Here is a 13,373-nt window from a genome sequence, read left to right as displayed (position 1 = left end):
CGATCTATTCGAGGTGAGACGGAAGCGCTCACCTCGGGTTGCGGGAGGGGAAGCGTGATCTTGCGCAGCGTGAGATGGCGTGTGGCGACGCGGGAAGGTTGTCGCGCGATTAAGGCAAGGCGGTGCGCAACGACGTGACGTGTTTTCTGGACCGGACGTAACTGCAGATCATCTAATTTGGGAAGTTCGTACCGGTGTCGACCGCCTTGCTGATGATGCTATTAAGCACGTGAGCAGACGACGGGCCGGTGCAGCCAACGTTGAAAAAAGAGCGCTTGATTGCAATGTCGACGACACGATCTACATTACTGTCATTTGAATGACCGCTTGCTCGTGCGGATTCAACCGGTGGATGCAACAGTTTGCTGAAATCGTTCGGCGGGCGTTCCGTGGTTCAGGGTTTTCCTCGGTCGCCCATCCAGCCGCCTCGCCACGGTATTGAGTAGCCAATTGGTACACCGAAATGTAGGTGCCGTTGGGGATGTCTCGATAGCCCGTTCGCATTTTCATTCGACCCGCGCTGCCAAGGATGCTGGGGGTTCAGTAACTGCAGGCTGAACTGCGCCAGGTGAACCAAACGCTGATCGTCAAGCAAAATGAAATAACCCAGTTGAACAGAGAAAGCGCGCGGCTCGTCGCCGAAGCCGGCGTCGCGACAAGGCATCTACGCGAGCTGCAAGCGCACAGCAAGTAGTTACAGAATACGTTGAACCAGTCGCTCGCCGACCACGCACGCACCAAGGCCGAGCACGATGCGCTGCTAACACCGCGAGGACTGAGGCGACTGAACTGACGCGGCTGCGCGAAGCACGTGAATCGCTGACCGCCGATCTGACGAAGCTCACAGCGCAGTTCGACGAGCAGCAGTTGCTCGGGGACTATCGGATGCGTCTGGGCCTCACGGACGCGGCGGGATGAAAGCGCCAGATTCCGCATCAAAAGGATGGGGATCTACGCCGGAACCCCAGAAAATTCCGTCGTTCCACATTGTGAACATTAATCGGCTTATTCCAGCCGAAGAATGTTGGAGCGACGTCCGGTGAGTGACATGACGGTCTCGGTCACACGGACCATCAGGACCGTTACGCGGGGCCCAGTTCGATTACATTGTGGGACAGGTCGAGACAATCTTCGCAGTCCCGGCAAACCCAGTGCAGCATCGGCCCGACCGGATCTGGATGGTCGCTGAACGTTGTCAGCGCCGCGTCGTACTGAGCATCGGACGTGCTCGAGCGCAGTATCCGCTCGAGATTAGACTCGATGCTGTCCAGGCTGCATTCACCGATGCCGGACTTGAACACCGTCACACCGCCTGACGGGTTGACCGCGAAGAAGAAAAACGCCTTCGTGTCGACCATGTGCGACAGGATTGTCCTGGCGATGAAGTTGCTCGGATTGATCAGCGCATTGAAGATGCGGTAGCCGTAAAACTCTAAGCCGAAGTGTACGACCTCGAAGTCGTCGGTGCCGCGTATCGAGTGGCCAAAGTTGAAACCGCTGCGTGTTACGTCGTTCGGAATGTCATCCACCGGCCGCAGTGCCAGGCAAGCATAGTGCGTCTGGCCCTCGGCCACGAGTCCCATCGCAAAGCAGGGCGCGCGCTCGGCCAGCAAGGCCTCGACAAAATTCCGGTTCATGCGGAGCGTTGGCAGCATCGGGCATCCTTCATCGTGAATCAAATCAACATTTGCCGACCTGGCTGTGCGGTGCGTCGACGTCGAACATCAAAGGCTATACATCGTCGAGCTCGAACAGCGCGCGATCGGCGGGCCGCGACAGATAATCGTCCATCATCGCGCGGAAATCGGCTTCATCCCACTCGCCGCGATCGACACGCCGCAGCAACGCCTCGCCGGCCAGCATGATCTTTCGCTCGCGATCCGCGCGCGTTTGCTTGACCTGCTGGCGCTGCGCCTTAGCTGCCGCTTTGCGGGCTGTTTTCAGCTCCTGCAGCTTTTCGTCTGTCGCATCGAGACGACGTTTCAGCATGTTCATTCTGGCGTCCTGTTCGAAGAAGCGGTTTGCGCGGGAAACCGGCGCGCCGGCGTGCGCCGGTTCGTTACATTCGCGCCGTACTGTCGCGCCCAGGTGCGTACCGAGGGAGCGATATCGACTAACGTCGGCGGCATGTTCGGCAACACATCCATCGTCCAGCCACCCAGCCGCTTTGGCGCAATATACGCCGGTCGCCAGCTGCCGTCGGCCAGGATATCGATCACGAACAGCGACGTGCCGACGCTCAGTCGCCAGGTGTTGACCACGGCTGGGGGTAAAGGATTACCTGGTTGTGGCATCGTATTCCACCGTAACAGGAATAAGGGATTCCAAGCCAGAACCGCCGAAAATTCGATCACTCCAATTCGAGCCCTGCAATGAGCGCGTCCAGGTCGATTTTGTTGTCGCTTTGAAAAGTGTAGTGCCCGTTCAAAAGGATATGCCGCCAGGCTGCCGGTGATATCTGCGTAAGCCGCGCCAGCGCCTTGGCGTTGCCACTGGCCTCCCATTTCGTCAGTAGATGCGACAGAATCGCCGAGTTGTAAAAAATGATGACGTTGGCGATCAGCCGGGCGCACTGGTTGCTGATCTCGATTTCGATGTCGGTGCGGCCGGTCAATTCCTTCTTGCCGCCGACCTGGGCGATGGTCGAACGAAGCTGATGGTAAGACTCGAGGCGGTTTTGGGAGCGATGCACGTTTCGCTCGAGCTGCGGGTCGCGCAGGTAACGCAACGTGTAGATGGTACGAATGAGCTTATCGAACTCAAAAATCGCGCGACGTGTCGGGTTTTCCTGCGAGTACGTACATAGTTTGCGGATCAGCGAGCCCTGCGTGATCTCTTTGAGGCCCAGCGTGGCGACGATCTGATCGATATTTGTCTTCTCACTGGTGATGAGCTGCCGATCGATTTGTCCGATCGGCTGAATCAGGCATTTCTCGTACAGCGCCGGGTCGTCGATACAATACAATTCCTGCAACTGGTCATCGAGGTTTGTGAAGCGAGGCTCGAAGCGCAACCCGAACCAATACAGGATAGCGAAGTTGGCTTTGTTGATGCTGTGCATGTCGCCGGTGATCGCAGTCGGCACTATATCCGACGTGTTGCGATACCAGATGTCGAACACGTGATGCGCCTCGTACTCGTGCGCGCCGATTAGGTAGCCGTTCAACGGGACATGATTGCACAGCAGCGTGTAGGCGACGACGCCTTTGCCTCGTCCGAAGTATTTGCGCGAGTAACGCGCCTTCACGGTCGGTCGCTCGACGCCGAATTTCTGCCCATCGACGGCGCTGTACAGCGCATCGAGATCGAACGAGTAGTACGGGAAGATCGGCAGCGCGGCGATGGCGTTGCTGATGCAGTCGTTGGCCGCATGCAGCGTCGCCTGACGCAGATACTGCTGGTAGGTGCTATCCAGAACGTGGTACGGAATGTCGCTGGTGCGCGCCATGACATGGTTGCCATGGTTCATTGCCTGAGCGATGATAACCGCCATCAGGCTATCGGCGTCCGCTACCTTCTTCGCGTAGCGCGGCTGCAATGGCGTCAGCGCCGACAGGAACTGGCACTGGCCGTTGACGAAGCGGAACACGTCGGCAACATCGCAGAATGGCAGTTGCTCGTAGAATGCCTGCTCACGCACCTTCTGGTTCTCGGTTTTCGGTTTGCGCCAAATCAGCTTCTGCGTATCCTTGTCGTATTCCAGGTGCGTAAGCTTGCCCTGTTTCAGCTCTCGGTTGAAGGCCAGCCATTGTGCATGCAACTCGGCCGCTAACGCATCGAGTTGGGCATCGATTGGCTGCTGCAGGAACGGGATCTCCATCTGCGCCAGCGCGTCGGCCTTCTCGTTCATCGAAACAAGCTCGTCGGAGAAGTGACGATGTTGCAGACTGTCGTCGAGATAGATCTCTCCCGACTGGAAGCGCTTCCGGATCTGGCGGTACAACCAGAATTCGTAGCGATCGGCGTGCAAACCGGTCGGCTGACCATCAGCGCCGAAGATCAGCAGGTACGGTCGCAGGCGCTTCGGCAGCGTGGCCGCGGGACATTCGGCGAGCGGTCGTTGTGACAGGCGCTGCTGTTTGGCGAAGGCCCCCTTGACCCAAGCCAGCGCCGCGAGCCACGGGTTGTCTGGGGAGGTGCCGACGAAGTCGAGCTCGACGTACAAGGGGCGCAGGTGACGGCGAATACGTTTGGCTAGGCCGTCCACCGCCAACCAGTGTAGTGCCAGTTGACTCAGCGGCTTGACCGTCATGCGTTGCGCCGTGTTTTGTAGCACATCTTTGGCCATGATTTTATAGGCGCGCTGACGCACCTCGCCGAACGGCGTCGGATCGGCTACGCTGTCGTCCACATAGAGCGACAACAGGCGGCCGATCTGCGGCGTTTCCCGATGGCGTTTTACTTGCTCGGCGATGAGTGACTGTTTCGCGCCCGCGCTGCTTTCTTCCTCGAGCTGCTTCATGTGGAAGGCCATCGCATCGACCAGGTTGTCGGTGAGCTGTCGGAAGCGCACCCAGGCGTAACACAGCAGGTAGAGCTGCGCCTGATCCGCCTTCAGGTTGCGCAGGTCGTGGACGGTATAGAAGTTCGCCAGGCTTGCGTAGTACAGCACGTTCTGCTGCGAGATATCCAGCCGGGGCAGCAGCGTCCTGGCGATTTCGTGCAACGGCTGCAGCGTGCCGCGCTTTTCGCGTTCGCGGACCATCTGACGCCAGCCGAAATTCTTGGCATCCTGTTTCAGCGCCGCCAGTTTCGACAGAGTATCATCGCGCACCAGAAGTTGGTCTAGCGCGGTTTGGGTCAATTCGTCCAATACGCCGGTGAGCAGGTCGCCCAGCCGCCGACGTTCGACGGACAGGGCTTCGCTGACTAGCTCTTGCAAGGTCGTGTAGCCGGGCCGGATCATCTTGTGCTCATTGAGCCACACGATGAGCTCGGCGGCGACGAATCCCGGTGTCACGTCGCGACGTACGATCTGCGCGGCCTGCTGCATGAGTTGCGGCAGGAAGGCGGCCACCCACGGTCGATAGCCGTACAGTTCAGCGATCTGTTCGCGCTGGGCGTAGTACTCGTGCCGGGTGATCGGCTTGCGTTCGAACGGCTCGCCGTGGAAATAGCGGCTCAACACGAAATCGTAATCGTCCTCAACCTCGTCCCAATCGAAGCGGAAGAAGGCGTGCTTGGACTTGAAGTAGCCAATCTGCAAGATGCAATAGACCTGCGCGGGTATGGAGGGCCGGCTACTGGCGAGCGCCAGTTCGGATTCGGTCAATGCCAGGTATTCCAGCCGCTGCGCATCGTCGAAATCAGGCAGGCCATACAGGGCTTCCTGTTCGGCGTCGGAAAAGACGCTGAGCAGCTTATTCTTGTTGATCATCGACCATCCTCTCCACGCAACGTCAGATCCTTCAATTTTGTGATATCACGACATGGGGTACGACAGAAATATTGAACTCCCGCATTCTACAGAGATAAGCTTTATTATCTCTGTGGCATTGTTTCCATATTAAACTCGATGACATGAAAACGCGCCCCACGAGCCCGTCCGCCGCCGACATCCCGACCGACTTTCCTGATGCTGATGCACTGGCAGCGCTGCGTGCCTGGTACGAGGGCGCATCCTCGCGTGAGGCGGCACACCGGTACATGCAAGATCGGCTCAGCCACAGCCAGTCAGCCCGCGGCGTCATCGGCCAGATCCGCCGGCAACTGGCACTTTATGCCCGTAACCGACAGCGGGCAGATCTGGCCACGCTGTTCGAATGCCCGGCCCAAAAGCGTATGCATCATGCGCGCGCCACCACGCAGGCTGTCGAGCTACTGCGCATCATGCCTGCGCCAGCTCCGCAGATCGGCGACGACATTGCGCACTGGCTGCCGAATCGCGCTGCCCGCACCCTGCACGCGGCCGGCATCCGGACCCTGGCCGATCTCACGGTACGGATTCCGCGTCGCCGGCAGTGGTGGACCGTCATTCCGGGTCTCGGGCCGGCCAGTGCAAGAAGGATCGAGGCCTTCTTTGCCGCGTACCCGGCGCTCACGGAGCGGGCCCGCGCACTGATCATCGCGGATCGGCAGTCAGTCGTGACGCCTTGGGAGCAACTACGGCTACCGCACGAGATCGACGGATCCGCCGGCGCCTTCCGCGCACCGGTGTCGGCCTGCATCCTCGGCGTCGACAACGATTACGACGCTATCCAGGCATGGCTCGCGTTGCACGAATCCCCGGCCACGCAGCGGGCCTACCGCAAGGAAGCCGAACGGCTGATTCTCTGGGGCATCGTTGCTCGCGGCAAGGCGCTGTCTTCGCTGACCACCCGGGATGCCACCGACTACAGGGCGTTTCTGCGCAGACCTACACCGCGAGAACGCTGGGTCGGGCCACCGCGGCCGCGCACATCAACGGACTGGCGCCCGTTTGTCGACAACCTCTCGGCCCGTTCGATTGCGCATGCGCTTGCCGTGCTCAGCGCCATGTTCCGCTGGCTGGTCGAGCAGCGCTACGTCGTGGCCAACCCATTCTCCGGCATCAAGGTACGCGGCAGCAAGCGCGCCATGGCTCTTGAAACCTCGCACGCTTTCACCGAAGGAGAATGGATGCTGACGCGCACCATCGCCAACGGGCTCGAGTGGTCGTACGGCTGGCAGGCGCCCGCTGCGCAACGGTTGCGGTTCATGCTGGATTTCGGCTACGCAACGGGACTGCGGATCAGCGAACTGGCTGACGCCACACTGCGCAGCATCGAAGTCGACGCAGCCGGTGATCACTGGCTGCACGTGGTCGGCAAGGGCGGCAAGCCAGCCCGCGTTACCCTGACACCCCTAGCGCGCACAGCGCTGGACCGATATCTGCAGGAGCGGGGGCTTCCTGTCAGCCGTGCTCACTGGAATCCGACCACGTCCCTGATTGGCAGCCTTGACGACGCCGATGCCGGCATCAAGCCCTTGCGGCTGTGGGAAGTCATGCGCCGGTTTTTTCGGCTCGTCGCGCAGATTATCAAGAACGACCATCCGGTGCTGGCTGAAAAGCTGCATCGGGCCTCTCCGCACTGGATGCGGCACACCCATGCGACCCACGCGATCGCCAGAGGGGTTGAGCTGAGCGCCGTACGAGATAACCTGCGTCACGCGTCGATTTCGACCACGTCGATTTACTTGCATACCGACGATGTAAAGCGGGCACGGCAGTTCGGGCAGGCATTTACCGACTGAGTTACTCGCTCGGCACGTCAGGCAACAAACCGATTGACGTTCACAATGTGGAATGACGGAATTTTCTGGGGTTCCGGCGTAGAACCCCATAACAATCGCAACATTATCGGGCGCTGCCTCGAGTCGCTACAGACTCATGGAAAATGCCTCCTGCGGGAAATTATCGTTGTTGACAACGCGAGTACGGATGGCGGTGCAGACTTTATCACTGAGAACTTCCCGGACGTCCGGGTAGTAGTTAACCCCGTCAACGGCTGTGCCTCCGGGAGAAATCTCGGTGCAAGTCTGGCGACAGGTAGGTATCTGGCGTTCTTCGATTCAGATCAGTGGTTTACCAGCTCGTCGTTCTTGGTCGAGGCACTGCAGATCCTCTCTCGAGACGCAAGCGTTGGCGTCGTAGGATGGGCGGCTGGGTGGTTCGATCGCACGCGTACCGATCTGGGCGGCATGATTGCCGACTATTGCCAAAATCGCGCGATGAACCAAGAGGCGTTGCTCAATGGCTATCGCGCCGACATCGGCTATCTGGGCACTGGCGGGTTTTTTGTTCCGAGATCTGTTTTCAATGCAACTGGTGGATTCGACGATTTTTACGATCCGACCTGTTTCGAAGACACCGACATGAGCTTCCAGATCAAAAGGCTCGGATTGAAGGTCTGCTATAGAGACCTGACAGGTATCCGGCATCAGCCGCATCAGACTACCAACGCCAACTCACAGGGTCGGAGCTACACCAAACTCTTTCTCAGAAACGGCGAGTATTTCAAGAAGAAGTGGGAGGCTCATCCCGAGTTCTTCCTTGACTATCCTGGGCACTAATGTGACGTCCTGTGAGCCCAGCGCACGTTTCTTGCGAAAGACGATGCACCAACGGGACGCCGCCTCAAGGTTGGGCGCCGCCTTCGTGAGCAGCATGACGGTTGTGGGTCTGAGCGAGTTGGGTCAATCCGGCTCAACTCGCGTAGAACGTACCTCTCACCGCTCGGCTGGGAGTACATCGACCTGACTGGCGACTAAATGTGTCGCAAAAAGCCACTGTCTGCAGGAAGGGAGATTCCGGCCGTTGCGGCCGCTTCCGGAAATGCGTTAGCGATGAGCCATGGGCCTGAGCCGGATTTTCAGACCATTCGGCTCCATGGCATTTCTGAAGCCCAAGCAACGGCGGGCGCCTCCGTCGAGGGGCTTAGCGTGCAATATTCTCCGTTTTCTGAAGCGACCCCCTTATGGTGCAGCGCCGGATCGCCGATCTGTGGCGTCAGGCTGCCGCCGATGTCCCCGCTACCGTCAATTGGGCCGCAATGTACAAAACGCTGCTCGGCGAACTTGTTGCCTTGAGCGCGCAAGGTGCGGTGCCAGATGCTGAGTTGCGTGCCCGTCTTGAAGCCTTGATCACCGAAACCCAGAAACGCAAACCACCGAGCAGGGCCTCCCTGGTCCGCGAGGGATTGATTGATGGAATTCGCCCCGTGCGGTCGTTGCTCGTCGCCATTGCAAAGCTGCCCTGGCAGGCCACCGGCGAGCATCCTGCCATCGAGTACCTTGCCAAGCTGCAAGCTTTATATCTCAAAGGATCCAGAAAGCTGCCAGTTGAAGTGGTGGCACCAAGTCTGGGAATGATCTGGCAGGTTTCGATCTCCAGCCCAGACCGGGAACGGGCGTTTCAGGCGTTGGAGGTGGCCACCCTGTTTGCCCTGCGCCGCGCGGTGCGCAATGGCTCGGTCTGGATTGAGCACAGCCTGAGCTTTCGGGGTCGTGCGCGCTTGTTCTTCACGGACGAGCGTTGGCAGGCAGAGTCCAAGAAACACTATGCCCGTCTATCGTTACCCAGCAAGGCTGCCACTTTCTTGAAGCCTTTGCTGGCCAGAGTAACTGCCGGTGTCGATGCGGTGGCCGCTGCAGCCCGCAGTGGCGTACTGCGCGTGGATGATGAACTCCATTTGTCGCCATTGCCCGCAGAGGACGAAGACCCAGAAGTGACCAAGCTGCGCGCGGCTTTGGATCACCGCATCGGTGAGGTTCAATTGCCGGAAGTGATTCTGGCCGTTGACGCCCAGGTGCGCTTTAGCTGGATCATGCTCGGACGTGAGCCGCGCTCTACCGACGAGCTGCTGATGGTCTATGCCGGCATCATGGCCCACGGCACCAGTCTGACTGCGGTCGAATGCGCGCGCATGATTCCGCAATTGTCTGCCACCAGCATTCGCCAGGCCATGCGCTGGGCGCGGGACGAACGGCGTCTGAGCCAGGCCTGCCAGGCTGTGCTGGAATTCATGCAGCGACACCCGATTGCCGCCACCTGGGGGCGGTCCGATTTGGCATCTTCTGACATGATGAGCATGGAGACCACCAAACGGGTGTGGCAAGCCCGGCTTGATCCTCGGCGCAACACACCTTCCATTGGAATCTACTCCCATGTAAAAGACCGGTGGGGCATCTTCCATGCGCAGCCCTTTGTGCTCAATGAGCGCCAGGCGGGCGTGGCCATTGAAGGTGTCATCCGCCAAGAAAAGCTGGAGACCAGCCAGCTTGCTGTGGATACCCATGGCTACACCGACTTTGCCATGTCACATGCCCGTTTGCTTGGTTTTGATCTTTGCCCGCGGTTGAAGGAACTCAAACAGCGCCACCTCTTTGTGCCACGCGGCACCAAAGTGCCCGCAGAAATCGCTGCGGTGTGCGAAGCCAATGTCGACGTCGCTTTGATCGAAAAGCATTGGGATAGTCTGGTGCACCTGGCAGCCTCGGTCATGAGCGGACATGCCAGTGCGGTGGCAGCTCTTGCGCGGTTCGGTTCTGCCGCCCAGGGCGATCCAATCTATGAGGCTGGCGTGCAATTGGGGCGGTTGCTGCGTACGGCGTTTTTGGCTGACTACTTTGTCAAGGACGCTTTCAGGAACGAGTTGCGCCGGGTGCTCAATCGGGGCGAGGCTGTTAACGCCCTCAAGCGCGCCATTTATACCGGCCGGATCAGCCCGGCGCAGGCCAAACGTGTCGATGAAATGCAGGCTGTGGCCGATGCGTTGAGCCTGATGGCCAACATCGTGATGGCGTGGAATACCTCACAGATGCAGGCGGTCCTGGATCGCTGGTCGAACCGCCGCCAGGTCATTCCACCGGAACTGATCGGGAAGATTGCGCCCACCAGGCTGGAGAGCATCAACTTGCGGGGTGTGTTTCGCTTCCCGGTTGACCGCTATGCTGACCAAATCCTGCCTTCGCGGCCAAATGCATCGATAACTGGCACCAATGGATGAAACCGACCACGGTTTGACGCCACGAATCGCAGATTTGAAAGTGAACAGGAAAGTCAATGAAATCAACGATCTACCAACACCACCTCCGCGCCAGTGCTAGCTTTTCGTACCGTCACTTATTGCACTGAAAACGAGGAGACCCCGGATCACCAAACGCGACCGATTCGGTCAGCTCGATTTCGAGATACTCGGCGGGCAACTCGGCATCAGCCAGCACGCCCTTTACCCACCCGTCGAAGTCCGGTCCCACTTGGCTCGCCGAAACATTGACGGCCAGCCGGAACGGTCGCCATGCCAGCATTCGCCAGTCACGCATCTGGCGGCAGGCTTCGCCCAGCACCCAAGCGCCGATTTCAGGCATCAGGCCGGACGATTCGACCACGGGCAGGAACTGGCCCGGTGGCAATAGTCCAAGCGTCGGATGACGCCAGCGCAACAGGGCTTCCGCGCCGACAATCCCACCACTGCGCAGATCGACGACGGGCTGGTAGTGCAGTTCAAGCTGCCCGCGCTCGACCGCTTGGGCCAGTTCCGGCGTCGTCCATCCATCCGGCCGGAAAGCGCTCATTCTCTTTCCCTGAATGCCCGCAACGCCCGCGACAGGGACAGAAGGAACAGGCCGGTCAAACCGAGCGCCGCGATGACCCAATGCTCGCCGAGGAAAGCACCGGCGGTTGTGCCGGCCAGCACGACAGCGAGGATGGGCAGGTGGCAGGGGCAAGTCAGCACAGCCAGTCCGCCCCACAGGTAGCCGGTGATCGGTTTGTGCGTCTCGGACGGCAAGCGCTCGGGGTTGTTCATGGCAGACTCTCCGCGTGCTGTGCCGGCTCGGTCGGCAGGGTGGCCAACTGCACTTCCAGATCGGCCAACGCTTCGCGCCGACGCTCGACGAACTGACGCAGCAGGGCAAGCTGCGCGGCCGCTTCGTCGCCGTCCGCCGCATCCAGCGCCCGGCACAGCCGCGCCAGCGCGTCGAGGCCGATGCCCGCCTCGAAGGCCGCCCGCACGAAGCACAGCCGTTGCAAGGCGGCGTCATCGAACAAGCCGTAGCCGCCTGGTGTGCACGCCACCGGGCGCAGCAATCCGCGCAGCAGGTAGTCGCGCACGATATGCACGCTCACCCCGGCATCAAGAGCCAGCCGGGACACCGTGTAGGCGTTCATTGAACACCTCCTTTTTCTCACCCGGCGCAGCAGGAAAGCTGCTTCACATCCTTGTTGAAGGTCTGCGCCGCGAGCTTCAACCCCTCGACCATCGTCAGGTAGGGGAACAACTGGTCGGCCAGTTCCTGCACCGTCATGCGGTTGCGAATGGCCAGAGCCGCCGTCTGGATCAGTTCACCCGCTTCCGGCGCGACCGCCTGTACGCCGATCAGCCGATGGCTGCCTTCCTCGATAACCAACTTGATGAAGCCGCGTGTGTCGAAGTTGGCGAGCGCACGCGGCACGTTGTCCAAGGTCAAGGTGCGGCTGTCGGTCTCGATCCCGTCGTGGTGGGCTTCCGCCTCGCTGTAGCCCACGGTCGCCACTTGCGGATCGGTGAACACCACGGCCGGCATTGCGGTCAGGTCGAGCGCCGCATCGCCGCCGGTCATGTTGATCGCGGCACGGGTGCCGGCCGCTGCCGCCACATAGACGAACTGCGGCTGGTCGGTGCAGTCGCCGGCCGCGTAGATGTTCGGGTTGCTCGTGCGCATGCCTTGGTCGATGGCGATGGCACCTTGCGCATTGACAGTGACCCCCGCTGCGTCCAGCGCGAGGCTGCGCGTGTTCGGTGTCCGACCGGTGGCAACCAGCAGTTTGTCGGCGCGCAATTCACCGTGCGTGGTGGTCAGCACGAATTCACCGTCCATATGGGCGACCTGGCTGGCTTGCGTGTGCTCCAGCACCTCGATGCCCTCGGCACGGAAAGCGGCTGTCACCGCCTCGCCGATGGCCGGGTCTTCACGGAAGAACAAGGTATTGCGCGCCAGGACCGTGACCTTGCTGCCCAGCCGGGCAAAGGCTTGCGCCAGCTCCAGCGCCACCACCGACGAGCCGATTACGGCAAGGCGTTCGGGAATGGTGTCGCTCGCCAGGGCCTCGGTGGAAGTCCAGTAGGGTGACTCTTTCAAGCCCGGAATCGGCGGGACCGCCGGGCTGGCACCCGTGGCGACCAGGCAGCGGTCGAACATCACGACGCGCTCGCCACCCTCGTTCAAACGGACGGTAAGGCTCTGGTCGTCCTTGAAGCGCGCCTCACCGTGCACAACGGTGATGGCCGGATTACCGCCCAGGATGCCTTCGTACTTGGCGTGCCGCAGTTCGTCGACGCGGGCCTGCTGCTGGGCCAGCAGCTTACTGCGGTCAATCGTAGGCACAGTTGCCGCAATACCGCCATCGAACGGGCTTTCCCGGCGCAGATGGGCGATGTGGGCGGCGCGGATCATGATCTTGGACGGCACACAGCCGACATTGACGCAGGTGCCGCCGATGGTGCCGCGCTCGATCAGCGTGACCTGCGCGCCTTGCTCGACGGCTTTCAGCGCCGCCGCCATCGCGGCTCCACCGCTGCCAATGACCGCTACCTGCACCGGGGGCTCGTTGCCACTGTGCTTTTCGGCGGCGGCCATCCATCCCCGCACCTTGTCGAGCAGTCCGACGCGGTTGTCCGCCAGTGGCGCATCGGCTAGCGTTGCCTTGTAGCCCAGTCCGGCCACGGCGGCAGTCAGCGCGTCCGGCGATGTGCCCGGCACGATGGCGAGTTGCGCTGTGCCCTTCGGATAGGACACCAGCGCCGACTGCACGCCTGGCACTTTTTCCAGCGCTTCCTTGACGTGCGCCGCGCACGAGTCGCAAGTCATGCCGGTGATTTTTAGATGGGTCATGCAACAGATCCTTTATCGTTTGTGGCGCCAGACAATGACGT

General features: G+C 60.5%; 9 protein-coding genes and 3 pseudogenes. 3 read left to right on the top strand and 9 right to left on the bottom strand.

What is annotated here, in order from left to right; genetic code table 11:
- Positions 1-341: 341 nt before the first annotated feature.
- The 5 genes and pseudogenes from ACIGJG_RS33305 to ACIGJG_RS33285 all read right to left on the bottom strand — a co-directional run.
- A pseudogene (locus ACIGJG_RS33305) lies at positions 342-541 on the bottom strand (IS30 family transposase); the annotation flags it as partial.
- 541 nt (positions 542-1,082) lie between these two features.
- Positions 1,083-1,655 carry a hypothetical protein gene (locus tag ACIGJG_RS33300; RefSeq protein WP_007180433.1) on the bottom strand — a complete coding sequence of 191 codons (573 nt, stop codon included), beginning with the start codon at positions 1,653-1,655 and terminating at the stop codon, positions 1,083-1,085.
- 76 nt (positions 1,656-1,731) lie between these two features.
- Positions 1,732-1,995, bottom strand: a complete 264-nt coding sequence (locus ACIGJG_RS33295) for a hypothetical protein (RefSeq protein WP_007180432.1) — start codon at positions 1,993-1,995, stop codon at positions 1,732-1,734.
- Positions 1,992-2,354, bottom strand: a complete 363-nt coding sequence (locus ACIGJG_RS33290) for a hypothetical protein (RefSeq protein ID WP_156903410.1) — start codon at positions 2,352-2,354, stop codon at positions 1,992-1,994. The genes ACIGJG_RS33295 and ACIGJG_RS33290 overlap by 4 nt, the downstream gene beginning before the upstream one ends.
- Positions 2,351-5,377 (bottom strand): Tn3 family transposase, encoded by a 3,027-nt coding sequence (locus ACIGJG_RS33285; protein WP_007181927.1) that lies wholly within the window; start codon positions 5,375-5,377, stop codon positions 2,351-2,353. Before ACIGJG_RS33285 ends, ACIGJG_RS33290 begins: the two co-directional genes overlap by 4 nt.
- Before the next feature lie 143 nt (positions 5,378-5,520).
- On the opposite strand from ACIGJG_RS33285, the gene ACIGJG_RS33280 reads away from it, so the two are divergent.
- The 3 genes and pseudogenes from ACIGJG_RS33280 to ACIGJG_RS33270 form a co-directional block, all read left to right on the top strand.
- Entirely contained in the window at positions 5,521-7,212 is a 1,692-nt protein-coding gene (locus ACIGJG_RS33280) for a site-specific integrase (protein ID WP_007180429.1), read from the top strand.
- 33 nt (positions 7,213-7,245) lie between these two features.
- Positions 7,246-8,031: a glycosyltransferase family 2 protein gene (locus tag ACIGJG_RS33275; RefSeq protein WP_483674383.1), complete on the top strand. Its 786-nt coding sequence runs from the start codon at positions 7,246-7,248 to the stop codon at positions 8,029-8,031.
- A gap of 401 nt (positions 8,032-8,432) precedes the next feature.
- Positions 8,433-10,466: pseudogene (locus ACIGJG_RS33270) on the top strand (Tn3-like element IS1071 family transposase); the annotation flags it as partial.
- A 142-nt stretch (positions 10,467-10,608) separates the two neighbouring features.
- Here ACIGJG_RS33270 and ACIGJG_RS33265 read toward each other — a convergent pair.
- The 4 genes and pseudogenes from ACIGJG_RS33265 to merA all read right to left on the bottom strand — a co-directional run.
- Positions 10,609-11,034 (bottom strand): annotated as a pseudogene (locus ACIGJG_RS33265) (EAL domain-containing protein); the annotation flags it as partial.
- Positions 11,031-11,267 carry a broad-spectrum mercury transporter MerE gene (merE, locus tag ACIGJG_RS33260; protein ID WP_003132004.1) on the bottom strand — a complete coding sequence of 79 codons (237 nt, stop codon included), beginning with the start codon at positions 11,265-11,267 and terminating at the stop codon, positions 11,031-11,033. The pseudogene ACIGJG_RS33265 and the gene merE, both read right to left, overlap by 4 nt.
- Positions 11,264-11,629, bottom strand: coding sequence for a mercury resistance co-regulator MerD (gene merD, locus ACIGJG_RS33255; protein WP_000995360.1), 366 nt, complete (start codon positions 11,627-11,629; stop codon positions 11,264-11,266). The genes merE and merD overlap by 4 nt, the downstream gene beginning before the upstream one ends.
- Before the next feature lie 17 nt (positions 11,630-11,646).
- Positions 11,647-13,332: a mercury(II) reductase gene (gene merA, locus ACIGJG_RS33250; RefSeq protein ID WP_003158917.1), complete on the bottom strand. Its 1,686-nt coding sequence runs from the start codon at positions 13,330-13,332 to the stop codon at positions 11,647-11,649.
- Between the last annotated feature and the right edge of the window lie 41 nt (positions 13,333-13,373).

Source organism: Cupriavidus sp. C1SS-2L (assembly GCF_057073735.1).
The sequence above is the reverse complement of the archived record's forward strand: the minus strand, read 5'-3'. Positions and strand labels throughout refer to the sequence as shown.

Coding starts and splice junctions, on each gene's coding strand:
- ACIGJG_RS33300 (WP_007180433.1), bottom strand. CDS start 1,655: ATGCTGCCAACGCTCCGCATGAACCGGAATTTTGTCGAGGCCTTGCTG.
- merA (WP_003158917.1), bottom strand. CDS start 13,332: ATGACCCATCTAAAAATCACCGGCATGACTTGCGACTCGTGCGCGGCG.
- ACIGJG_RS33285 (WP_007181927.1), bottom strand. CDS start 5,377: ATGATCAACAAGAATAAGCTGCTCAGCGTCTTTTCCGACGCCGAACAG.
- ACIGJG_RS33280 (WP_007180429.1), top strand. CDS start 5,521: ATGAAAACGCGCCCCACGAGCCCGTCCGCCGCCGACATCCCGACCGAC.
- ACIGJG_RS33295 (WP_007180432.1), bottom strand. CDS start 1,995: ATGAACATGCTGAAACGTCGTCTCGATGCGACAGACGAAAAGCTGCAG.
- merD (WP_000995360.1), bottom strand. CDS start 11,629: ATGAACGCCTACACGGTGTCCCGGCTGGCTCTTGATGCCGGGGTGAGC.
- merE (WP_003132004.1), bottom strand. CDS start 11,267: ATGAACAACCCCGAGCGCTTGCCGTCCGAGACGCACAAACCGATCACC.